Source organism: Anaerobiospirillum succiniciproducens DSM 6400 (assembly GCF_000482845.1).
Lineage (GTDB): Bacteria > Pseudomonadota > Gammaproteobacteria > Enterobacterales > Succinivibrionaceae > Anaerobiospirillum > Anaerobiospirillum succiniciproducens.
Genome location: NZ_AXWV01000063.1, coordinates 1 through 24,717, shown reverse-complemented (window position 1 = coordinate 24,717; position 24,717 = coordinate 1). Strand labels below are relative to the sequence as shown.

General features: G+C 43.6%; 8 protein-coding genes. 5 read left to right on the top strand and 3 right to left on the bottom strand.

Features of this window, described 5'->3' with window-relative positions:
* On the bottom strand, positions 1–240 hold a 240-nt coding region (locus H524_RS15105; protein WP_044121885.1), incomplete at its 3' end, for a transposase.
* Positions 241–354: 114 nt separating this feature from the next.
* Between H524_RS15105 and H524_RS0108870 the strand changes: the two genes are divergently transcribed.
* The 3 genes from H524_RS0108870 to H524_RS0108860 all read left to right on the top strand — a co-directional run bounded on the left by H524_RS0108870 (position 355) and on the right by H524_RS0108860 (position 15,284).
* Positions 355–4,899 carry an autotransporter domain-containing protein gene (locus H524_RS0108870; RefSeq protein WP_027939963.1) on the top strand — a complete coding sequence of 1,515 codons (4,545 nt, stop codon included), beginning with the start codon at positions 355–357 and terminating at the stop codon, positions 4,897–4,899.
* 940 nt (positions 4,900–5,839) lie between these two features.
* The gene (locus tag H524_RS0108865; protein WP_027939962.1) at positions 5,840–10,408 is read left to right on the top strand and encodes an autotransporter outer membrane beta-barrel domain-containing protein; all 4,569 of its coding nucleotides are present in this window, start codon (positions 5,840–5,842) and stop codon (positions 10,406–10,408) included.
* Positions 10,409–11,216: 808 nt separating this feature from the next.
* Positions 11,217–15,284 (top strand): beta strand repeat-containing protein, encoded by a 4,068-nt coding sequence (locus H524_RS0108860; RefSeq protein ID WP_027939961.1) that lies wholly within the window; start codon positions 11,217–11,219, stop codon positions 15,282–15,284.
* Between the two features lie 511 nt (positions 15,285–15,795).
* On the opposite strand, the gene H524_RS0108855 is transcribed toward H524_RS0108860, so the two are convergent.
* Both H524_RS0108855 and H524_RS0108850 read right to left on the bottom strand, forming a co-directional pair.
* Positions 15,796–17,019 (bottom strand): IS3 family transposase, encoded by a 1,224-nt coding sequence (locus H524_RS0108855; RefSeq protein WP_281171313.1) that lies wholly within the window; start codon positions 17,017–17,019, stop codon positions 15,796–15,798.
* 11 nt (positions 17,020–17,030) lie between these two features.
* Positions 17,031–17,534, bottom strand: coding sequence for a hypothetical protein (locus H524_RS0108850; RefSeq protein WP_027939959.1), 504 nt, complete (start codon positions 17,532–17,534; stop codon positions 17,031–17,033).
* A gap of 727 nt (positions 17,535–18,261) precedes the next feature.
* On the opposite strand from H524_RS0108850, the gene H524_RS0108845 reads away from it, so the two are divergent.
* Together H524_RS0108845 and H524_RS0108840 are read left to right on the top strand one after the other, a co-directional pair.
* A complete protein-coding gene (locus tag H524_RS0108845; protein ID WP_027939958.1) occupies positions 18,262–18,468 on the top strand; it encodes a hypothetical protein in 207 nt (68 codons plus the stop codon).
* A 1,396-nt stretch (positions 18,469–19,864) separates the two neighbouring features.
* Complete coding sequence (locus H524_RS0108840) at positions 19,865–24,331, top strand: autotransporter outer membrane beta-barrel domain-containing protein (RefSeq protein WP_027939957.1); 4,467 nt, start codon at positions 19,865–19,867, stop codon at positions 24,329–24,331.
* The last annotated feature ends 386 nt before the right edge of the window (positions 24,332–24,717 follow it).

Genomic DNA, 24,717 nt, shown 5'->3' with positions numbered 1-24,717 from the left:
CAACAAATACAGCGCGAGAGCACCTTCATCGGTGAGAGTGCCTGGAGCAGAAGATTTCAGATCTTCTTGAGAAGCAGCATCTTTGCTAACAGACATGGCTGTAGCAAGAATTTGGGGGTCAGCGAGCCAGTTGCGTACTGACTGATCAGATACACAATGCTCTTTGGCCACTTCATTTACCTGCTTGCCTGAGAGCGCATCAGTAACAACCTTAACGCGAAACTCATTGGAAAAAGTCATAGGGAAAACCTCACAAGGAAATCCGCCCTATTATAATAGTTTCGTAAGGTGAAACCAAAAGGTCATCTTGAAAACTAGATTAACACATAGGGGTTTATATTTCTTTTCCAGAAAATGAAGCAAACCAATAACGCCATTAAGTTCTTAATGGCTCAGTATCGTGCTATTTTCAAGAACGCCAACATCGCCATGGTAGCCGCAATGGCCGCCGCCGCTTTAGCTGCAGGTTCAGCTAATGCTGCCCAGAGCCTAGATGGTAAGTGGGATTTAACTGACTTCACTAACAGTGCAGACAATACACTTAAAGCAGAAACCATTAACAAAGAATCTGCTTTAGACTTAAGCAAGCTGAAAGATACTGATGTTACTAACTCTGGTTTTACTTTCTCAGGTAAGGATGCAAATACTAAGATTGATGGAGCGAAGGTAAGCATTACTGGCTCTAAGGATAAGCATCTGGCTGTTAAGGGCTTAGCACTCTCTAATGGCGCTGAGTTATCCATTTCAAACAGCAAAGAAGCAAACTCCACCATTTTTGGTTTTAATGGCGCAGATCCAAAGGGCAAAGATGGTGTAATGACTGTTGATGGCTCTAAGGTCACTGCAACTAATGCAGGCTTTGCCTTTAACAACGTAGTGATTAGCAACCAGTCTGAGATTACCTTAGGCGGCATGATTCCGGAAGGTGGTGTATCAGGTACCCCTAACTGGGTTGTGTACTCTAATATTGGTGCCAACAAGAACGACGGTAATGATGCTAACAATGGCGTATTAAGCGTTAGCAACTCTACTATTAACCTCAAAGACAAGTCAGATATCATGGCTGACGTAGAGGTGGTTTTAGATGGCGCAACCATCAACTTTAACGGTACAGATGATTCAAATAATAAGCATGCTACTGCTTTTGTTCGAGCATCTACAGCAGCTTCAGATGCCGGTAAAGTCACCGTTAAAGGTGCAACCGTTTTAGGTGGTTCCGGTGACGGTGCTATCTTCGCAGATAAGATCGATATCCAGAAAGCATCTGCAACTATTGCTGAGAGCAAGAAGCTCACTTTAGATGGTGATTGGGAAGACAAAACTGCACCTAATGTTACTAAGCACAAAAAGAGCACCATCACTATTAAAGACTTTACCACTGCAGGCAAGGGTACTTTAGTTATTGGTAATGATGGTAAAGGCGGTGATGTAACTGTATCAGGCAATACTGAGATTGGCAGTGCTGTAGATAATTACGCTGCTTTGACCGTGTCAGGTGCCGGTGTATTAACAGTTAAATCAGCTTTATTAGCTGATGACACTGGTCTTTTTAAGAAGGGTACTACTAATTCAGGTTCTGTTACTCTTGCTAAAGGCGGTACGCTAGCTATTTCTGATGCTACAGATGCTAAAAAGCCTTTTGATCTGGGCTCCCTTTCTTTTGCAGAGACTGCGGCAGGCAATACCATTGCTATTGGTGCAGATGACACTGGTGTAATTACTGGTGAGAATTTAGCTATTACCAAGAAGTTAGATAATGCCACCGGCTTAACTGTTAAGGCCACTAACTTAACATTAGGCAAGTCTGATTTCGAACATACAAAGAACGCTTTAGGTGTTGAATCTTTAAATTCTAAGAATGTAACTTTTGTTAAGTCTGGTACCGGCTTTACTTTACAGGACGTCTTAAACCTAACCTCTACTGATAGTGGCTCAATTACAGGCTCTGATTTAAATGTAAGTGGCGGTGTAATCAACATTAAGGCCGGTATCTACACCCTTGATAAGGCTTTAACTATTACTTCTACTACAGCTAAGGATAAGGTTGCCTTAAATGTTGAAGATGGCGCTAAGCTTGTAGTTTCTGGTGGTAAGTTAGCTACTGTTAATGCTGCTAACGGCAAGATCAATGTCGCAGGAGGTGTCTTAGATGCCTCAAAGGCATCAGACTATGAGCTGAAGTCAGGCACTATTACTCTGTCTAACGCAGCTGAACTTCACCTTGATGACTCTAAGGTATTAAGCGGTGGTACAGCTCTTTCAGGCGATAAGTTTGCTGGCGGCTCTGTAGTTTCTGACGCAAGCTCAAAGATCGTGTTTACTGATGTAAGCATGACTAAAGAACAGTTCCATACTTTAGTCACTACATCCAAGTTCGCAGGTATCTTTGATGGTGTGACCCTGACTGGTTATGACGTATCCGGTAAGCAGAACATTAGCAACATCCAGAGCAACTTTGCTCAGGGTCATGATGATGTTCAGGCTCTTGTTAGTGGCAATTCTGTAAACGGTAACTACTCAGTAGGTAATGCCCAGCTTAAGGACGAGGGTACTTCTCTTGAGTTAGGTGCAAGCGGCAACCTGACCCTTGTGAACGCAAATGCAGCTGATTGTAACGGCAAGTTTGTCTCCGATAAGCATGGCAATGTTGCTGGCGTTACCATGACTGGCGACAACACCTTAACCTTAGCTGGTGACGGTGCTATCGGTAAAATTACTGGCTCTGCTGGCCAGGGTACTGTAATTGTTGGTACTGCATCTAAGCCTTCAAACGTATCTGTAGAGGGTTCTATCGGTGCTGATGGTGCTCAGCTGGCTCAGGTGAATACCAACGGTGCAAATGTAACTGTTGCTGGTGACGTTTATGTAAATAACGTTGCTATCAACGACGGCTCTTTAACCTTAGCTGACGGCAAGAAGATTGTTCTTGGTAATACAACTGATATCCTTGACTCAAGTTTTGCAGGTAACGTAACTGCAGATAGCTTAACTCTGAAGTCAGCTACTGGTGGTAACCTCATCATCTCTGATGATGCTACTGTTAAGATCAATGCTTTAAATGCTGCTGGTGTTACCATTCAGGTTGGTCAGGACGGTACTGACACTTCATCAGGTACTTTAGAGACTGGTAAGTTAGACCTTGCTGGTGGTGCTCTGATCGTTGATCCTGAGTTCTCCGAGGATGCTGCTATTGCTGCAGTTAAGAACCTTTCACAACAGGATCAGGATACTGGTGCTGAGGTTCTTAATGGTAAGGTAGCAGTTGGTAAGAACGCTGCTGTTGGTATCGGCTTTGGCTCACGTGCTGAGGTTGAAAGCTTACTCTCAACCTATGGCTACATGGTTGGTGGCAAGTTTGATAAGACAAGCGATCTCCACGGTGCTTTAGTTCTGAATGCTCCTCTTAAGATTTCAACAGGCAACGGAGTACTTATTGATACTACCAATACTGCAATTACTGTAGGAGCTGTTGGTACTAATGAGTTTAAGATGGGCGCAAACAGCGGTCTTGTTATTACCGACGGCGCATACTCAGTAGACGCTGATGGTAAGAAGACTGGTGCCGCTGTAACCTTAGAAAGTGGTGGACAGAACTCAGTTAAGATTGATGGCGGCAAGGTAATTCTTGCTGGTAACTTCACCGCTGCTGACAGTGGTATTCAGCTCTTCTCTGGCACTGCAACCAATTTAGTAAGCGGTACTGGCATTAAGCTTGAGTCTGCTAACGGTCTGATTGAGGCAGAGATTGGCGCTGATGGTAAGGTTAAGCAGGATACTTGGGTATTCGACAAGGACAACAAGTTAGGTACTTACTACAGTGATGCCTCTCAGCCTGTTCGTGACCTCTTAAAGAGCGTGATGAAGGGCGAGATCACTGGCAATGCTGTGGGTAACAAGTTCTTAGGTACAGTTGCTAACTCCAAGGACAAGTCTGGTGTATTAGCAGATGCTGCTGCTCATGCTGCAACTTACGCTGGTGCACAGCAGGCTGCTGTTGCTTCTGTAACCACCATGGCTGATGCAATGTTTGGTCGTGTTGGTGCTGTAGGCGTTGAGGCAGCTTCAATTTCCGCAACTGGCTCACAGGCCAACGGCGGTGTATGGTTAACCCCAATGTACAAGTCTGTAGACGCTGATAGCTTCAATGCTGAGGGCGCTTCTTACGGCTCCGAGGTTGACTTAGGCGGCGTTGCATTCGGTGCTGACACTGTAAACGGCAACATGCGTTTTGGTGCAGTATTTAACATCGGCTCTGGTGATGCAGAAGGTAAGGGCAACGGTAACGGCTTAAAGGACGAGTTCGACTACTACGGCTTTGGTATCTACACAGCCATGGGCTTTGGTAACTTTGCTTTAGTTGGCGACGCTTCCATGACCGTAATCTCTCATGACGTTGAGGGTCACGGTCTCAAGGGTAAGGCTGATACCACTGCTGTAACCATGGGCGTAACCGGTCAGTACTCAATTGCTACTCCAGTTGTTGATGTAACTCCACACTTAGGTGCACGCTTCATCCGCCTCAACACTGACAGCTACGATTTAATGTCTGCTGACGGCGTACTTGCTACTACTGACTTTGACGTTCAGAACGTCTTCTCAGTACCTTTAGGCGTAACTCTGTCTAAGGGCTTTGTAGCTGGCGGCTGGACTTTAGCTCCAAGCGCTGACTTAACTATTGCATTCAACACTGGCGACACCGACGCTAAGTCAAAGACCACCTTCACTGGTGTACCTTCAATCGATCTGACCACTGAGGTTCTCGATGAGGTTACCTACGGTGTAAGCTTAGGCTTAGGTGCTCAGAACGGTGCATTTGGTACCTCATTCGGTATCAACTACACTGGCTCTTCAAACACTGATTCATTCGGCGTTAACGCACAGGCTCGTTACATGTTCTAATTTGAACGTAGCGAACAATTTAAGCTAAAGATCGCGCCAGAAAGGCTATACCTTTAGGCAGGCGCGGTCTTATTAAGCGATCATGGCTGATGTCAGGGATAGGACGTCGGCTGTGGTTGCTTTTTCATATTGTGTGATGCCAACGAAATAGTCTCATGGGTTTAAAGACCTTGTTATCAATGACGTTCTGAATCGTGTAGCAGTAAGATGGCTGATATTTAGTTGGTACTTGTTTATGAAGATAGAGTTAGTTGAGAGCAGTCTGACAAGTACATGAGGTATGTATAAGTGTTCATGACGTATGTTTATATGCTCTGATATCAAGATTCTTTTTAATACTGCACAGAAAGTATTAACTGCGAATAGTGATGTCTTATAAGTAGAAACAAGGTATATTAGCTCAGTATACTTGTTTTATTGTTATTAAGTATACAAAGTATACTAGGGGGGGGGGGGGGCTAAAAATTTTTGATTCAAAAGATTCTACAAAGCTCAGAATCTAAAGCACTTCATATGCACCATGGATAAAGACTTATTCCGTGAGCACATCAAATACTCACGCTATTTTAAGCGCATCATCTTAAAGCAAATACGATTCATAACCTCTTTATTTTCTAAGATGTCTATGAATTAGTGTCAGTACTATCAGTACTCTCAAATCTCCTAAATGCTAATTAGAGTCGCTATAAAGCCAGCGTTAAGCTAACTATAGCAGGCTGCATTGTAGGATTACTTATGATGCCTTGAATGTACTTAAATTTGCGCATGCTTATATAGTCATATACCTTGCTGCATTAGTCAGTGATAAGTATAAGAGCATATCTCAAAGCGATTTTGCCAGCACATTAATCAACAAACATAATCGAAAAATCTTGCATGCAAAGCTGGTAAATTCTTTCTAATCGCAACAAACAATCGGTTTATATTTCTTTTTCAGATAATGAAGCAAACCAATAACGCCATTAAGTTCTTAATGGCTCAATACCGCGCTATTTTCAAGAACGCCAACATCGCCATGGTTGCCGCAATGGCCGCAGCCGCTTTAGCTGCAGGTTCAGCTAATGCTACCCAGACTGTAGATGGTAAGTGGGATGTGTCTGATTTCTCTAATGCACACGATAACGCAGATATTAAGGCGGAGACTATTAACAAAGACTCTGCATTAAATGTAGATGATATTACTGCTGTAAACGCTACCTTTACTTATGCAGGTAACAATGAAGCAACTAAAATTGAAGGTGCGAAGGTAAATATTACAGGTGCAGCCCATAAGCATATTGCTGTAGCAAACCTTGCCTTAACTAATAATGCACAGCTCACAATCACTAATACAGAGAAGGCTAATACCTCTATCTTTGGTTATGCAAGTGATAAAGCTGCTGCAGGTGATGGCAATGTAGGTACCCTTACCGTAAACTCTTCAAAGATTAATGCTACAGGTGCTGGCTTTGCCTTTAACTATGTTGATATTAGCAATGGCTCAGAAATTACCTTAGGCGGCGTTACCCCAGGTAATGTTGCTGATAACGTACCTGCTTGGGTTGTGTACGCAAACATCGGTGCAAGTGATAATGCTAAAGACACTGCTGGTCAAGATGGCATCTTAAAAGTAACTGACTCCACAGTAAATCTTAAAGATCAGTCAAATATCGTTGCCGATAACAAGGTTGCATTAGATGGTGCTACCATTAACTTCACAGGTAAGTTCCTAGAGAAAGAAAAGCACGCAACATCATTCATTCGTGGTGCAGTTGATGGTACTGGTACAGTTGCTTTAACTAAAGGCACTAAGCTTGATGCATCTGCTGGCCATGGCGCAATTTTCTCAGACAAAATCGACATTCAGAGCGCAAGTGCGAATATTGGTGATGGCAACACATTAACTTTAGATGGTGATTGGGCTAAAAAAGATAAAGATAATGTGTCTAACCATAACAAGAGCACAATCACTATCAAGGACTTCACTACTAATGGTACAGGTAGTCTTATTCTTGGTAATGAAGCCTCTGGTGCTACTGTAACCATCTCTGGCTCTACTACAATCAACTCTAAACTCGTAAGCCATGCTGCTGTAGAAGTTTCAGGTGCTGCTGCAACTTTAGAGGTTAGTTCAGACAAGATTGCTAATGATAATGGGCTGTTTGCTAGCGCATCAGGAACTTTAACATTATCAAATGGCGGTACTTTAAAGATTAATGATGCAACTAATACCGCTAAACCATTCGATATTGCAGGACTTACCTTTGCAGATGGTACTGCAGCTCAAAACTCAGTACTTATAAAAACTAATGGCTCTATTGTCGGCGATAATTTAGCCATGACTGAAAAGAAAGACCACGCTGCAGGTTTAACCGTTAAGGCAAAGAATCTTACCTTAGGTAAGGCTGATGCTACTTTAGCTGACAAGTTAGGTGTCAAGGCATTAGAGGCTGAGAATGTAACTTTCATCAACAAGGATGCTGACTTCAACCTCCTTGAGGACTTAACTCTTTCAACTGCAGGCACTGGCACTATCAATGGTGGTCTGAAGATTGGTAAGACTGGCTCTGGTGCAACTGTAACCATTAGTGGTGGTAGCTATACCTTTGAGTCTGGCAAGAATCTTGAGACTGATGCTACTGGTAAGCTCGTAATTGATAAGGCTTCTAAGTTAGATGCCTCTGGTGTTGGTAACTTGAAGTTAGCTGTTGGTGGTTCAAATGCCGCTACAGTTCAGCTGAAAGGTGGCTCAACCTTAGTTTTAGACCAGACCGACGTCTTTAAGAAAGGCTCAGGCGCTAATGATATTGAGTTAGTGAAGGACTCTAGTGGTTCTAACATTACCAAGGAAGCCATTTCTTCTGACGCAACCTCAGTTCTTGAGTTTAAGCTCTCTGATGCCTTCAAGGACAGCGGTGGCAAGTTCACTATGTCCAAGACTCAAGTTGAGAATGTTAAGAATGCTTTAGCAGATAATGGACTTGATGGTGTAATTTCTTTCGGCAATAACTTCGTTCTGTCAGGTTTATCTGGTAGCGTAGCACTTAATGATGTTATTGAGAACGCTGATGTTTACGACGGTAATGGTGTTAAGGCCGAGAATGGCACAGTTGATAGGGGCGTAGTAGCTGGCAATATCAGTATTGGCGCTAGCGCAGACAAGGCAACTATCTCTACTGGCAAGAACGTCATTCTTTACAATGCAGGCAATTCAGGCTTTGTAAGCAAGGGCGGCAAGGCTGCTGCTGTTGCATTATCAGGAACTGCATCATTAACCTTAGCTGGATCAGGCTCTATTGGCGCTATTGATGGCGGTGCAGCTAATGAAGGCTCTGTAGTAATTGGTCACTCCAAGAAAGAGACTTCAGCTGTTGTAGCTGAGTCTATTGGCGATGATAAGGGTGTTAAGTCTGTAGATTTACAGGGCAAATCAACCCTAACTCTCACTAAGGAAAATGCTCAGTTAAAGACCCAGGTTCTGAACGTAGGCGACAACGCATCTCTCGTTGCTGAGAAGCAGGACATCATTGTTACTTCTTCTGGCACTTCAGGCTCAAGCATTTTAGGCGACGTAACTGCTAAGTCACTTAAGTTTGATGCAGGCAGCAGCGATGTTAAATACGAGATTGCTGGCGATGCAGTTGTTGATGTAGACACTTTAACCATGACTGCAAGCGGCTCTCTGTTTGTAGGTAAGGACGGTACTGGTACTTCTGCAGGCCATCTCGAGGTTGGTACTTTAGCTCTACATGGCGGTAAACTCATCGTTGATCCTGAGTGGAATGCTGATGCTTCTATTGCCCACATTAAGTCTATGGGTGGTAACGGCGGTTCAGGTGATGCTATTCAGCTTGATGGTAAGCTTGGTGTAGGTAAGAACTCTGTTTTAGGCTTCGGTTTTGATAGTGCTCAGGAAGTAAAGGATCTCTTTACCACCTACGGCTACATGACTGCTGACGGCAAGAAGCTCAATAAGGATAAGATCCAAGCGGCTCTTGTTCTGAACAAGCCACTTGAGATTGCAGCTGATCAGGGTGTAATGATTGATCCTTCTAAGACTGGTCAAGCTCTTAAGGATGCAATTGATCCAGCTAACCCACCAGGAACCGCTTTTGAGAACAAGTTTGTACTTGGCACAAACGCTGGCTTAGTCATTACTGACGGTGCTTATAAGATTGATCAGGATGGCAAAAAGACTGGCTCCGCTGTTTCATTCGCTGCAGCAAGCGGTGAAGTTAGTGGTGATGGTAAGGTAGTACTTGCTGGCTACTTCACTGGTGCTGATAAGGACATTACCATCTTCTCAGGTTCTGGTTTAAATGGTTCTGGCACTGTAGACCTGGTTTCCTTAAACGGCTTAATCACTGCAAAGGTGGATTTAAATACTGGTAAGATTCAGGCTGGTTCTTGGACTTTTGACAAGGACAACAAGTTAGATACTTACTACACCTCTGCTTCTAAGCCTGTTTCCGATCTGTTAAAGGACGTAATGTCAGGTACCATTAAGGGCAATACCATTGGCTACAAGTTCTTAGGTAAAGTTGCTAACTCCGACGATAAGTCTGGTGTATTAGCAGATGCTGCAGCTCATGCTGCAACTTATGCTGGTGCACAGCAGGCTGCTGTTGCTTCTGTAACCACCATGGCTGATGCAATGTTTGGTCGTGTTGGTGCTGTAGGCGTTGAGGCTGCCTCAATTGCTGCCACCGGTTCACAGGCTAATGGCGGTGTTTGGTTAACCCCAATGTACAAGTCAATGGATTCCGACGGCTTCAATGCTGAAGGTGCATCCTATGGCTCAGACGTTGACCTCTCTGGTGTAGCATTCGGTGCTGATACTGTTAACGGCAACATGCGTTTTGGTGCTGTATTCAACATTGGTTCTGGTGACGCTGAAGGTAAGGGCAACGGTAACGGCTTAAAGGATGAGTTCGACTACTACGGCTTTGGTATCTACTCAGCCATGGGCTTTGGTAACTTTGCTTTAGTTGGCGACGCTTCCATGACCGTAATCTCTCATGATGTTGAGGGTCACGGTCTCAAGGGTAAGGCTGATACCACTGCTGTAACCATGGGCGTAACCGGTCAGTACTCAATTGCTACCCCAGTTGTTGACGTAACTCCACACTTAGGTGCACGCTTTATCCGCCTCAACACCGACAGCTACGATTTAATCTCTGCTAAAGGTGTAGTGGCTACTACTGACTTTGATGTTCAGAACGTCTTCTCAGTACCTGTAGGCGTAACTCTGTCTAAGGGCTTTGTAGCTGGCGGTTGGACTTTAGCTCCAAGCGCAGACTTAACCGTTGCCTTCAACACTGGCGACACTGAGGCTAAGTCTCAGACCACTTTCACTGGCGTTAAGGGTATCAACCTGAGCACTGAGGTTCTTGATGAAGTTCAGTATGGCGTAAACTTAGGTTTAGGCACTCAGTACGGTGCATTTGGTACCTCCTTCGGTATCAACTACACTGGCTCTTCAAACACCAACAGCTTCGGTGTTAACGCTCAGGCTCGTTACATGTTCTAATCTGAACGTAACGAACAATTTAAGCTAAAGATCGCGCCAGAAAGGCTATACCTTTAGGCAGGCGCGGTCTTATTAAGCGATCATGGCTGATGTCTGGGATAGAGCATCGGCTATGGTCGCTTTTCGTTATGAAAGGAAAGCATATGATCCCAATTGAGCTTCGGTAGGAAGTTATGCATTGTTAGCAAGTGAAAACAAAGCATATGCATCATCTTGTATAGCTAATAGTAAAGATTGAGTTGCTATAGTGCTATAAAAATGCAATTATGTATTAAATAGTTACGAAATATAAGATATTTACTATATAATACGCATACAAAATATACTAGGGGGGGGGGCATAAAATTTTGATTCAGGAGCCTTATGCAAATGCCGAGTCAATACTGAATTTTGGACAAGCAAAGGACTCGAAAGCCCCTTGCTATGATTGCACACCAGTTACATAGACTGGTCAAGGCATCCTCTCTTATATCAGTAGAAAGACCATAACTCTTTGACTACTGAATTTAATGTATTAGCTGAGAATACATTGTTTGCATGCTTTAACGGGCACTACGCCGTTGCTAGCGTGTAGACTGCCTACAGCTATTGAATGCTTTGATCCCCACTTAAAACTACGCATAGTCTTCAACAAAACGTGCACATCATCTAAACAGTGCTAAACTTGGTATAACAACAAATGTTACTTCAAAGCGATTTGCGCTGCATTCATATCGTGATCTACAAAGCATAAGATCTCCTCTCCTCCACAACATGCAGTCTAGCCTTTAAATCGCAAACAAATTCGGTTTAATTAAACTTACAAAGAATGAAGCAAACCAATAACGCCATTAAGTTCTTAATGGCCCAATACCGTGCTATTTTCAAGAACGCCAACATCGCCATGGTAGCCGCAATGGCCGCCGCCGCTTTAGCTGCAGGTTCAGCTAATGCTGCAGCAGCAGAAATCAATGCTTGGAATAATGATCTTACGGCTGATCCAATTGTTGCTAACGGCACTGATAAGCTTGTAAATATCTCTGGTGGAACAGTAGAAAATACAACAGGTTTTGACCTCACAATTACTGGTGGTGATGGTCATGTAATCAAGGGTGAGAGTGCTCAAGGTCAGTTTACCGTAGCTAATGGTGATAACAATGGCGGCAAAATCACAGTAAATGGCGCAGACGCTGTTCTAACCATTGGCGGTGCAAATAATTCAGGTGCCTCAGTTACCATTAAAGACTTTGCTAACAATGCAGGAAAGGTAGTTGTTGAAGGTGGCAACAGTCATGCTTCTGCATTAGTTGCTACTAATATTACTATTGGAAGTGCAGCATCTGGCGAGGCAAGTCGCGCTGCAGCAGGCGAAGCTCCTGCAGCCTCATCAGCTATTATTGAGATCGGTGCAAGCGGCTCTATTGGTGATGCTAGTGCAACTGAGTCTTTTAATATTAACAACGGCGGCAAGCTTCTGTTCACTAAGGCCGCAACAGCTACAGATTCTAAGGCAGCATCTAAGAACGGTATCACTGTTGATGGTGGTACTATAGCTGTAGAGAACAGCGGAAATGGCCTGGTCGATGGCAATGTAAAGGTAAAGGCTGGCTCAATCGAGATCGGCGGTACTGATAAAAATACATCTTTAAAGGTCAGCGGTGCTGTTACTTTTGAAGGTGGTACTTTAAATATTGCAAAGAGCGGTACTCTTACTCTTGCCAAGGCCGATAGTACCCCAACATTAGATTTAAGCAAGGCTACCGTAACTAATGCCGGTACAATTGATTTAGGTGCCATTAAAAACGAAACTACTGCCAAACTTACTATGACTACTGCACAGTATGATGCTGTGTTTGCAGGTAAAGTAACTGGCTCAGGTGATAATGCTAATACACACCTTGAAGTAAATGTTGATGGTACTGGTGAACTCAACCTCGATACTGTTGTCGTTAAAGCCTCAGGTGCTATTGATGCTAACAAGCTAGGCTTAACTGGCACTAATGGTGGCATCATTTTCAATGCGAAAAATGCAGATGTTAAATTTACCGGTGCAGCAATTAAAGCCGAGAAAGCAGTCTTTACCTTTGGCTCATTAACTGCTGGTGGGTCAGGTGCTCTTGAGGTTTCAGGCTCAACAGTTAATATCAACAAGGGCCTGACAATTACTGGCGCAACAGCCTCTCAGAAGGGCTCTCTTAAAGTTCTTGGCGGCGGTACCTTCGGTTTACTCGGTGCAGGTACTTCTACTTTAAATGCCAATGTTCAAGTTGGCCAAACTGCAACTACTCCAAGCAGTGGTACATTATCTATCGCTAAGGGTGCTTGGACTGTTGGCTCATTAGATGTACAGTCAGGTAGCGTTGCTGTAACTGAAAACGGTTCCCTAGCAATTACTGGCGACTTAACTACTACTGCAAGCGGTACAATTACAGCTACTAATGGTACTGTTGATGCTTCACGAGTCGGCAACTCTAAGATTGCTGAAAGTGGTGTAAAGCTTCAGGGTGGTAAGTTAATTATCGATAAGAGCGACATGTTTAGCGCTCTCACATCTTCAAATGTTACATGGGCTAATGGTGACTCTACATTCAAGGCAACGTCTCTGTCAGGCGATGGTGCTTCTGTTCTTCAGATTGAGAACATTGGTGAAGTAAACGCAGACTCTTTAGCAAAATTGAAGCAGAGCTTAACTAATTTTAAGGGTCTTCTTCAGGTAGGCGAGCTTAGTGGCATTGAGTCTGAAACAGATGTAAAGAAGTGGTCTGATACCGGCGTTAAAGATAAGGCAGCTATCAATGGTCTCATGACTAAGGCTACCATTGAGGGTGACACCATTGATGCAACCGCTTCTGTTGGTAATATCAAGCTTTCATCTGCAGACAAGCTAACTGTTTCTGCAGCAAGTGGTTCATTAGTTTTAAACAAGGCTGACGCAAACTTAACAGGTGATAAGGCTCAGTTTGTTTTTACTAGCAGTGGTGATTTAGCAGGCGCGGCAGTAAATGGTGATGGTGCTAAGCTTATTTTAGCTTCAACTGGCGAGATCGGCAGCATTACTACGGACGCTGACAACCATGGTTCTTTAGAAATTGGCCACCTTAACGGTGTTGGAAATGTAACTGTTAAGGGTGGTGTTGGCGAGACCGGAAGTGGTAAAGAGCTTAAGAGCGTTTCTGTATTAGCAGGCTCTTCAATCAAGGTTAAGTCAGGTGATATTTTTGCCAAGTCTATTGATGGCAAGGCTAACTCTGTCATCAAGGTAGATGGCAAGATTGCTACTGATGTGCTCGAGTTTAACGGTAAGACTCTTGAGGCAAACACCTTAAGTCTTGTTTCAGGAACTAGTTCTGATGCAAAGAATAACCTTATTGCTGGCGGTGCTGATGTAACTCTTACTGAGCTTGCTGTTGGTGAGTACAGCCACCTCCAAATCGGTACTGCCGGTGATGGTACTCAAAAAGACCTTGGTTCTTCAGCACAGGTTTATGCTGGCACTTATAAGATGGCAGCTAACTCCTCTATCTTTGTAGATCCAAACTACGGCACTGGTGCCTCATTATTCTCAACAGACAATATTACTGATTCAGCTGGTACTGCAGAAACTGTTGCCGGTAAGGTTGCTGTAGGTAGAAACTCTGCATTTGGTGTTGGCTTTGCGTCACAAGAAGAGTTTGAGAAAGTAATTTCTCCTTACCTTGTAAACAACGGTGGTTTCTCTGGTGAGAATGGTAGTGTAAAGAATGCTTTAGTACTCAATAAGGCTATTTCAATCACTGCAACTACTGGCGGTATCTCTGTTGATGAGTCTTTAACAAAAGATAACTACCAGAATAAAGTTAGCGGTAATTCCTTACATATTGGTGCAGGTTCAGCGTTAATTATCACCGAGGAAGCCTTAAAGAACGGTGCAGCTGTTAAATTCAATGCGGCAGCCTCAGTTACTGCAAGTGGAACTGACGAAAACCCATCTAAGATTATCTTAGATGCAGATATCACTAAGAACGATACCGGTAAAGTAATTTTTGGAACAACCACAGGTACAGTTACTGTAAATCCGAAACTTAAGGGTGAGGCAGCTGGCGGCTTACTTAATGTTGAATTTACAGATGGCAAGTTAGTCCTTTCCCAAAATGATACTCGTGTAAACGAGATGCGTAAGGATGTGTCTGCCCCTGTAGGTCAGCTTATCGTTGATTACGTTGACGGTGCATTTGCAGATGCAAATGGTCTTGGTGCTGAATTTGTAGGCAAGATGGTACGTAAGAAGGGGTACAAGGCATTAGATGCTGCTTCTCACGCTGCAACTTATGCTGGTGCTCAGCAGGCTGCTGTAGTATCTGTAACCACCATGGCTGACGCTATGTCTGGCCGTGTAGGCTCAGTTGGTGTTGAGGCTGCTTCTATCGCTGCTACCGGTTCACAGGCTAACGGCGGTGTTTGGTTAACCCCAATGTACAAGTCAATGGACTCTGACGGCTTCAATGCTGAAGGTGTTTCCTATGGCTCAGACGTTGATGCTGCAGGCGTAGCATTCGGTGCTGATACTGTAAACGGCAACATGCGTTTTGGTGCAGTATTCAACATCGGTTCTGGTGATGCAGAGGGCAAGGGTCAGGGTAATGGTCTGAAGGACGAGTTTGATTACTACGGCTTTGGTATCTACTCTGCTATGGGCTTTGGTAACTTAGCTTTAGTTGGCGATGCTTCCATGACCGTAGTATCCCATGAGGTTCAGGGCTTAGGCTTACGTGGAGAGGCAGACACCACTGCTGTAACCATGGGCTTAACTGGTCAGTACACTGTATCCACTCCAATGGTTGATGCGATGAGTGTCAATATAAATCGCGATATAAAAGTTCTGTCTGCCGGACAAAAAACAATGAATTTTGAAACATGAGAGTCTTCCTCTCATGCCGGCAGTAAATTTAAGTTTGCGTTTAAGCAGTCGTCTGATCTCTGTGAGCGATCAGGTATGTTCAGTGACTAATAGTGTTAATGACATGCACCTAAATGATGCGTTACGGGTATTGCAATGATATTCAAATTACTTACTTAGGTAATTGCTCCTTTTTGATGCAACTAGATCAGCATGCGTAATCAAAAACAGATCTATTAAGGTTAAAAAGCTTTTGTATCGTGTCGATGGCTGAGCCATTAGCTCAAGTTTAGTAAAAAGAACAGTGTAAGAGGCTTGTCTAACACTTATTGACGCTTGTATTGATTCAAATCCCCCTCAACATTCCCGCACTGCCTGTAGGGAATGCCATACCAGAGAGGTAAAAATCCAGATAAGCTGGCTCGCGTCGAGGCCAATCTCTGTGCACTGGATTCACAGCTTTCTAAGTCACTGTGTGGAGTATCATCCACAAACACAATGTGCTAACAGCTTATAAGAGCAAACGCGACTCCTATAATGGTGCAAAGTCTGAATTCTTATCAGATGGCTTATGTGTAGCCATAACTAATGAACCGTTTTTGAGCATCAAACTCGCCCATCGGGAAAGGAATCCTGATGCCGGAACCTCTTCAATGCCATTGATGACTCTTACACCCAGGTCAGGGTTTAAGAACTGCGCACCTACACGCTCATACTTTCGCATCTTTTTGCCAATGTACCTATTTTTATGAGCGATAAAGTGTGCTTCTTGGGCTTTTTTCAACGTATTCAGGAACTCGTTTTCCTTATCGATGCCTTCATGTCTAATGCCTGGTGTCACATATCCAATTGAAGAGTGCGGTCTTTCATAGTTGTAGCTGTGAACAATCTTGGCTAAAACTTTGTTGCACTCATCTACTGTAATTACATGACGAACATTGCATCCATAAGCATGCTTTAGTGTTCTGAATAATGACTCAATAAACGGGTTGTCGTTACTAATGTGTGGTCTGCTTAGAGACAGTTGGATGCCGTACTCTGCAAAGAGTTTTATTAAAGGCAATGAGCGCATAGCAGGTCCATTATCTGAGTGAACGACAAGCTTGTGTGCCTTGGTTATGCCGTTCTCTTCCAAGATACGTTTGAAGAACTTAACAGCATTTTCAGCAGTCTGTGAATCGAAGAACTCTGAACCTACAATCTTTCTGCTATAGAGATCCTCAACAAGGAAGAGGTAAACCTTCTTACCATTTTGGTTCTTTAGATAAGAGATATCCCACATGTACACTTGGTTTGGGCGATCCGCACGACAGGAACGCCTACGAACAACAATCTTGCCATCAGGATTAACCATACCACCACTTCTTTTATGTGATTTTTTAAAAGTGCGTCCAATTTCTTTAGCTATTCTTTGATATGTTCGTACAGATGCTAGATGTACACCGGAATTAAAAGTGCTCCATATCTGAATATGACGAGGTGACAAATGCGCCATTTGTGGATCCCGCAGCTGTGCAATGATCTTCTCGCGAACGTCCTGGGGTATAGCCATTTTAGTCTGAGGATTTGTGACAACTTGTTCTCTTTTAGTTCTATGAGGCTTAGTTCTCTTATCTACAAGCTCTGGCTCATCTTTCCAAATATAGTATGTAGAGTCACTTATGCCTACAAGATTAGTGGCCTTCTTAACGCATAGTCCTTGATCTACGGCATCTTTAATCATAGAAACAACACGTTTGCGAGCCTCAGGTGACACTGTATGTGCAGTTAGTCTTCCTTGCTGAGACTCGCAATAGCTTTTTTTAACAAATCAACCGATATGACCAAGTCTTTGTTTTCTTTTTCATATTTAGCGGTTAATTTTTGAACGGTTTCTTTGTGTAACCGATCTTGTTTCTCTAACTCGGCCTCATAACGGTCTCTAGCTCTAAGTGTAGCCTTAGTGCAGAACTCAAGGTTATTTTGAGACCAAGCTTGAAATTTCTTGATTTCGTCAATCTTAATAGCTTTATCTGCCAATAACTCGCGCACATAAGCATGATCAAAACCAAGCTCCTCGCATAAGATAGTGACCTTTAGCGCATCAGCTAATGAGGTCAGACTGCACGGAATTGGTGCATCTGCGGGGATCTCATTGGTGTACATCAAGTTGCGAATCTGATAAATGGTGTTGATGTGAACCCCAGTGGCCCTTGAGATAGAGGCAACTGTGTCTCCATTGCGAAGAAGCTCTTCAATTTGAGACCTAGTGGCTGGATTCAACTTTTTCATAACAAGTACATCTCAAAACTGGCAGACAAAACTATACATATATCTTACCATGTGCCTATCGATTTACATTCTGGCACGTACTGTTAAAGCAAAAATGTGAACTAAAGCATCTTTGCCGTTTCGCCATACAATTTAAGCTAAAGAACGCGTCAGAAAGGCTATATCTTTAGGTGGGCGCGGTCTTATAAAGCGATCATGGCTGATGTCAGGGATAGGACGTCGGCTGTGGTCGCTTTTTTATATTTGGTATCTGATGAATTTGACTCGGGTTCCAATTAGGGGCCTAAGACTAGGCTAGATCGCTATATTGACAGCAAGTCCAATCCTGTCAGTTTAGCCTCTTTGAAGTTTCGCATCATCAGTGCGTCATATCTAAAAATCTGTACATTGGTCACATTACTAGATACATAAAGTATGTACAATTATTAGATAGTTAGAAAAAATTGTCTTTATGTAGCCGCTTGAGTACATAACATAGTAGTAGCTAGATGAGCCACAGCTCATCTGGCGATGCCAACCTAGGTGCTTGAGCACTTGAGTGTTTAGACAATCTTTCACAGCAAGAACCACATAGCTTGCTACATCATGTCACGATGCAATGTAGTTTTGTTGCAAGTGACAATCTCTGACCTTTCATTAGCGTAGTCTAAAGAGCTTGCAACATTGGCTGCAAGTCATAAAGAGCGCATTGAAAGTATCTAAACTCTTAGTGAAAGGAACATTTAAGATGGGATATTCAAGGGTAACACGTATTACCGAAAGTGAACGCAAATTATTAGAGAGCGAGTATGCTGACGAGAAATTAGAGAGTCGCGTTATCGACTCTGATATGGCTGATGTCTATCAATCCTTAGATGGAAATGGTCAGCAACCTGTATATTTAAGCGATGGTGTCTGGTTGTACCCTGATGGCTCTGTTAGACATGACAGATAACTCAAGGTTCATGACCATGATCTAATTGCGCAATAGCGTAGTCTAGCAACAGGTGTTAGCCTTTTAGCTTGCCGAGCTACGTCTCATATCCATAAACATTAGCCTCAATACAGTCGCTACGTGCCACTATTTCATTTAAGTGCCAAAGCTGGCTGTACTGAGGCTGCATTGTAAATACAAGCAGTCTGACTAATCGGGAAGCCGTAACTCGCCCGCCATCATCATCAGGCAGAACGCAAGGATAAAATCAACTACAGTGTCGGTTGATATGTCCTGCTATCACCATGAAGCATTAGCCATAGCGGTCGCACAGATAGCCTTGTTGTTACCTGCCCAAGCCCTGTTACAGTAGACTTACATCTCTTTATCTTTCTACTGTGAATGCAGAGATGGACTACATGAAAACCCTTTAGTAGCTACGAATTAAAAGCCAATGATGCAGTAGAGGCATTAGACCAAGATACCATGCTTAGCATGGATAGTTTTGCAAGGCATCAACTTAGACTCTTTGCCACATGCTACCGATAAGACTTTAAGCGGCTAATCACTTCTGTCACATAGTTAGACGTATGCTCATCGGTACAGCAGCTCTTATGCTGAATTCAGTCCTATCCTTTGAACGCATTGAACGCGACTATCTAATAGCAAGGCTATATGAGGCTGTACACTAATACCATACATGCTCATTAAGCAATGAGATTTGTGGTGGTGCTTCTATAGATGGCTTTTAAAGGCATACTCAAACGTATCGTATTTACAGCAGCTATGCTAATACGCAATGCTCTCATATGCGTCGCGATCTTGGGTAAAGAATAGCTCTTAAGTCGCGATACAATGAGGGCATGCCATGTACTTGGTACATAAAGACATATGCTTAAATTCATTATCAAGTATAAAAACTATACTAGGGGGGGGGGGGTCATAAAATTTTGATGCAGGGGACTTATGTATATGCCTAGCAAATACTGAATTTAGGGCAAGCATAGGACTCGAAAGCCCCTTGCTGTGATGGCACACCAGTTACATAGACTGGTCAAGGCATCCTTCCTTATATCAGTAGAAAGATCATAACTCTTTAACTTAACTACTGAATCTAATGTATTAGCTGAGAATACATTGTTTGCATGCTCTATTGGGTTACCAAACCGTTACTAGCGTGTAGACATGCCTACAGCTATCGAATGCTTTGATCCCCACTTAAAACTACGCATAGTCTTCAACTAACGCGCACATCATCTAAATAGTGTTAAACTTGGCATAACAACAAACTTATCTTCAAAGCGATTTGCGCTGCATTCATATCGTGATCTACAAAGCATAAGATCTCCTCTCCTCCACAACATGCAGTCTAGCCTTTAAATCGCAAACACATTCGGTTTTATTAAGCTTACAAAGAATGAAGCAAACCAACAACGCCATTAAGTTCTTAATGGCTCAATACCGCGCTATTTTCAAGAACGCCAACATCGCCATGGTAGCTGCCATGGCCGCCGCCGCTTTAGCAGCAGGCCAGGCTCAGGCTGCAACTCCAATTACTAAATGGGGCGATTTAAATACTACATTAACTCAAGTTAATGCAGAGAATCAGCTTGAAATTACAGCTGCCGATGATCCTGCTGCAAATAACAACGCATTCAATATTGAAGTAACAGCTGGTAAACATACTATTGTTGGCACTAAGGCAGGCGGTGTAGTAAATTACACTGCTAAGAGCGGAACCATCTCCCTTAACGGTCAAGGTGTTACTTTAGGTATTGGTGACCCATCTGGTACTAACAAAGGTGCTGCGGTAACTTTAAAAGAGTTAAATGTTTATAACGGCACTGCCACTATTGGTGATGCCGCCCAGCGATCTTCTTTAACTGCTACTAAGCTTTACATCGGTAATAAGCCAGCAGCTCCGGGGATTCCTGCTCCAACAGCAGCTGCAACAGGCAAGGTTGTAGTTGGTAAGAGTGGTGCTATTACTATTCAAGGTGATACATCATCATTTGAGATTGCAAATGGTGGTGAGTTAAACTTTGCTGATAGTGTGACTGCTGATGATAAGGTTTCATCAAAGAATGGCATTAAGCTCAATGGCGGCACTATTTCAGTAACAGCACCAACAGGTGCCACTGTCGCTGTAATTGAAGGTGGAATTACCTCAACTAATGGCACAATTAGTTTAGCAGGCGCAAAAAACCAAAATTCTTCATTAACTGTGTCTGGTGATGTAACCTTTGACGGTGATAGTGGTGCATTATCAGTTGGTCAGAGCGGTTCTTTAATCGTTGATGCTGGTCAGCTTAAGCTTGGTAATGCAACAGTAACCAACAATGGCACCATTGAGATTAAGAATTTCAAAGATGACACTAAAGGTGACACTGCTGAAAAGTCAGTATTAGACATCTCAAAGGCTCAATATGATGCAATCTTTGCAGGTAAGCTCGAATTATCAGGCTCAGCTGCAGGACAGAAATTCTACCTCAATGTAACTGATGGTGAGGTAGACCTAAATAAGATTCTAACCACAGCTGGAGCTATTAGTGGCGATAAATTAGCTCTAGCTAATTCAGAAAAGTTTAACTTCAGTGCAAAAGCAGCTACCTTTAATCAGGCAGCAATTACTGTTGCAGCTGAGAAGAAGCTTACATTTGACAAGCTTACTGCTGGTACCGCTGGCGCTTTTAAGATTACTGGCTCTGATATCACAATCAAGAAAAATCTGACAGTTACTAAGGCCACCACTGCGGATCTTACTATTGATGGTAACGGAACATTAAATCTTGATGGCGTTGGTGCAGACAACGTAATTAGCGCCTCAAAAATTACATTAGGTCAAACTGGCACTTCTTCAGGTTCTTTAGTTGTTAAAGCTGGTGATTGGTCAATTGGCTCTGTAGCTGTAACTAACAGTGGTGCGTTCCAGCTTAAGGGCGGTTCAGTAACTCTTAATGAGGATGCAAGTTTAAGTATTGCTGATGATTCTGTAACTATTGACAATGCTAAGCTTGACGCATCAAAAGCTGGCGTGATTGACTTAGGTGTTGCATCTGCTATCAGCCTCAGCAATGGCGCAAAGCTGATTCTTGATTCAGCTGACGTATATGAAGTAAGTAAGGCAGGTGATGTCACTTTAACAAGTGGCGATGGAACTGCTGCTTCTAAATTTGTAAAGGATGCAGTAAAGGCTGCTGATGGCAATACTTACTTACAGCTTAATTCTAAGGACAAAGTTGATGCAGCTTTAGCTAAGAAAATTAGAGATAAAATTTCTACATCTTTCTCTGGCTTCTTAGATTTTGGCGATAAGCTCGAGGCATTACCTGAAAGTCAGGTTGACTACGGTTCTAAGGACTTTACTGCAGGCGTTAACGGCTTATATGGCAATACACAGATTGTCATGAAAGATGATAACAAGGTAAAGGATAGCTTATCTGCCGCTAACCTGAAGCTTTCTGGCTCTGGTTCAGATGTTGTAGCTGACGTAGCTGCTGACAAGACCTTAGTATTAACCAATGCTGGCACTACGCATGGTAAGAATATGTTTATTCAGGATGCTAGTGGTGCCGTAGCAGGCGTTCAGCTGGCAGCTGACTCTGCATTAGCTCTGAATGGCGATGGTGCTATTGGCTCTATTAAGGCTGCAGCTCCTAAGAACGGTTCTGTAACTATTGGTGGCGACGTCAATGGCAACGGCACTGTAACTGTTAAGGGTGCAATCGGCGATTCAACTAATGGCATTGAGTCTTTAACAGTAAACAAGGGCTCACACCTTGTCGTTGAAGGCATCGAGGGTGCAACAGACGCAGAAGATGTTAAGAACGTCTATACCGAGACTCTTACCCTCAATGCTGGTTCTTCCTTAAAGGCTGTTGGCCAAGACGTAACCGTAACCGGTACAGGCACTGCTAAGCTAGATGGTAACTTAACTGCTGGTAAGCTGGTATTCTCTGCTGCAAATGCATCTGCCTCAATTGCAAATGGTGCACTCGTAGATGTTGGTGAGTTCTCTGTAAGTGGTACTGGCACAGTAAGCATTGGTACCCCAGGCGTAGATGAGAACAACAAGGGCACTTCAGGCACCTTAGATGCTGACAAGTTAACCTTAGGCGGCGCTACCTTATTTGTTGACCCAGCTCTTGGTGATAAGGCAGCAATTGCAGCTGTTGAAAAGCTGTCAGATAAGGATGCCAATGGCGATGCTCAGGTACTTGATGGCAAGATCATTGTAGGCATGAACTCAGCAGTTGGTGTTGGCTTTGCTGGTGATGACAAGCGCGGCCAGGTAGAGCAGTATCTCATTGATGCAGAATTAATGGATCCTGCCTCTAAGAGCTTTAAGAAGGATGCTGGTGGCGTTAAGAGTATTAAGGCTGCTTTAATCCTCAAGACTCCAATTAAGGTTGCTGCTGATAAGGGTGTATTAGTTAGCTCTGAGGCAAGCTCTTCATCAACAGTACCCAACAACTCATTTACTCTTGGTAAAGACGGCAGCTTAATCATCAATGACTCAGTCTATGGCTTAGACGGAAACGGTGCAAAGAGCGGTTCTGCAGTAGCTTTTGATACAATGGGTACTGTTACAGTCGATTCCAGCAGCAAGATCATTCTTACTGGTGACTTCGACGGCGCTGATGATGGCATTAAGATCTTTGACAATGTAAACGCTATTGCTTCTGGCACAGTAGTTACTTCTGCAAACGGCATCTTATTTGGTGATCTCGATGCTAACGGTACGATTATTAATCTGCAGGCTGATGACACTAAGTTAAAGGGTGCATTTGCTACTATCTCTGAGCCAGTACGTGAGTTATTAAAGGAGCGTATTGTCAACAGTCGCAATACTTTTGATAAGAGCCAGTTAGGTGCTCAATTCTTAGGTAAGGTTGCTAACGACATCCTGGATACCACTGGTATCGCTGCTGATGCTGCAGCTCACGCTGCAACCTATGCTGGTGCTCAGCAGGCTGCTGTAGTATCTGTAACTACCATGGCTGACGCAATGTTCGGTCGTGTTGGTGCTGTAGGCGTTGAGGCTGCCTCCATTGCTGCTACTGGCTCACAGGCTAATGGCGGTGTATGGTTAACCCCAATGTACAAGTCCATGGACTCCGACGGCTTTAACGCTCAGGGTGCTTCCTATGGCTCAGACGTTGACGCTGCTGGCGTAGCATTCGGTGCTGATACTGTTAACGGCAACATGCGTTTCGGTGCAGTATTTAACATCGGTTCTGGTGATGCCGAGGGTAAGGGCAATGGTAACGGCTTAAAGGATGAGTTCGATTACTACGGCTTTGGTATCTACTCAGCAATGGGCTTTGGTAACTTTGCTTTAGTTGGTGATGCTTCCATGACCGTTGTTTCTCACGATGTTGAGGGCTTTGGTTTACGTGGTAAGGCTGACACCACTGCAGTAACCATGGGTATTACTGGTCAGTACTCAATCGCTACCCCTGTAGTTGATGTAACTCCACACTTAGGCGCACGCTTTATTCGCCTGAACACCGATAGCTACGATTTAATCTCTGCTGACGGCTTACTGGCTACTACTGACTTTGACGTACAGAACGTCTTCTCAGTACCTTTAGGCGTAACCTTATCTAAGGCATTTGTTGCAGGCGGCTGGTCATTAGCTCCTAGCGCTGACCTCACCTTAACCTTCAACTCAGGTGACACCGAGGCTAAGTCCACCACTACCTTTACTGGTGCTCATGCTATCGGCCTGAACACTGAGGTTCTTGACGAAGTTCAGTACGGCTTAACCGTTGGCTTAGGTGCTCAGTACGGTGCATTTGGTACTTCATTCGGTATCAACTACACTGGTTCTGAGAACACTGATTCTTTCGGTGTAAACGCACAGTGCCGTTACATGTTCTAATCTAGCCTTTATGGCTTTGGTTTGAACAAACCATAACTTGTCTCGAGATCGCGCACCAAGCTAAAATCCTCCGGATTAGCGCGATCTCTTTAAGCGATCATTGCTGTTGTCGGGGATAGGGCATCAGCTCTGGTCGCTTTTTTCGTTTTATGGGCACATACACGAGCCAAGTACTTGGTCGATTTTACGGGGGTTAAATTTAAAAGCTAGCATACATATTATAAACCGCATGTTTATCGAATTTTAAGGAAACATGCAATTGCTAGGATTTAACAAAACCACACTGATTCTTAAGAAGGTAAGTCTGTTGGGGGATGCACTATGATTATTCCAACAGGTTGTCTTATCCACGTTGTAAACAAGCCAGTGTCAGCTCGTTATGGTAT

Bases quoted from the DNA above. Each gene is read 5' to 3' on its own strand.
- H524_RS0108840 (WP_027939957.1), top strand. From the start codon at position 19,865: ATGAAGCAAACCAACAACGCCATTAAGTTCTTAATGGCTCAATACCGC.
- H524_RS0108850 (WP_027939959.1), bottom strand. From the start codon at position 17,534: ATGAAAAAGTTGAATCCAGCCACTAGGTCTCAAATTGAAGAGCTTCTT.
- H524_RS0108860 (WP_027939961.1), top strand. From the start codon at position 11,217: ATGAAGCAAACCAATAACGCCATTAAGTTCTTAATGGCCCAATACCGT.
- H524_RS0108865 (WP_027939962.1), top strand. From the start codon at position 5,840: ATGAAGCAAACCAATAACGCCATTAAGTTCTTAATGGCTCAATACCGC.
- H524_RS0108845 (WP_027939958.1), top strand. From the start codon at position 18,262: ATGGGATATTCAAGGGTAACACGTATTACCGAAAGTGAACGCAAATTA.
- H524_RS0108870 (WP_027939963.1), top strand. From the start codon at position 355: ATGAAGCAAACCAATAACGCCATTAAGTTCTTAATGGCTCAGTATCGT.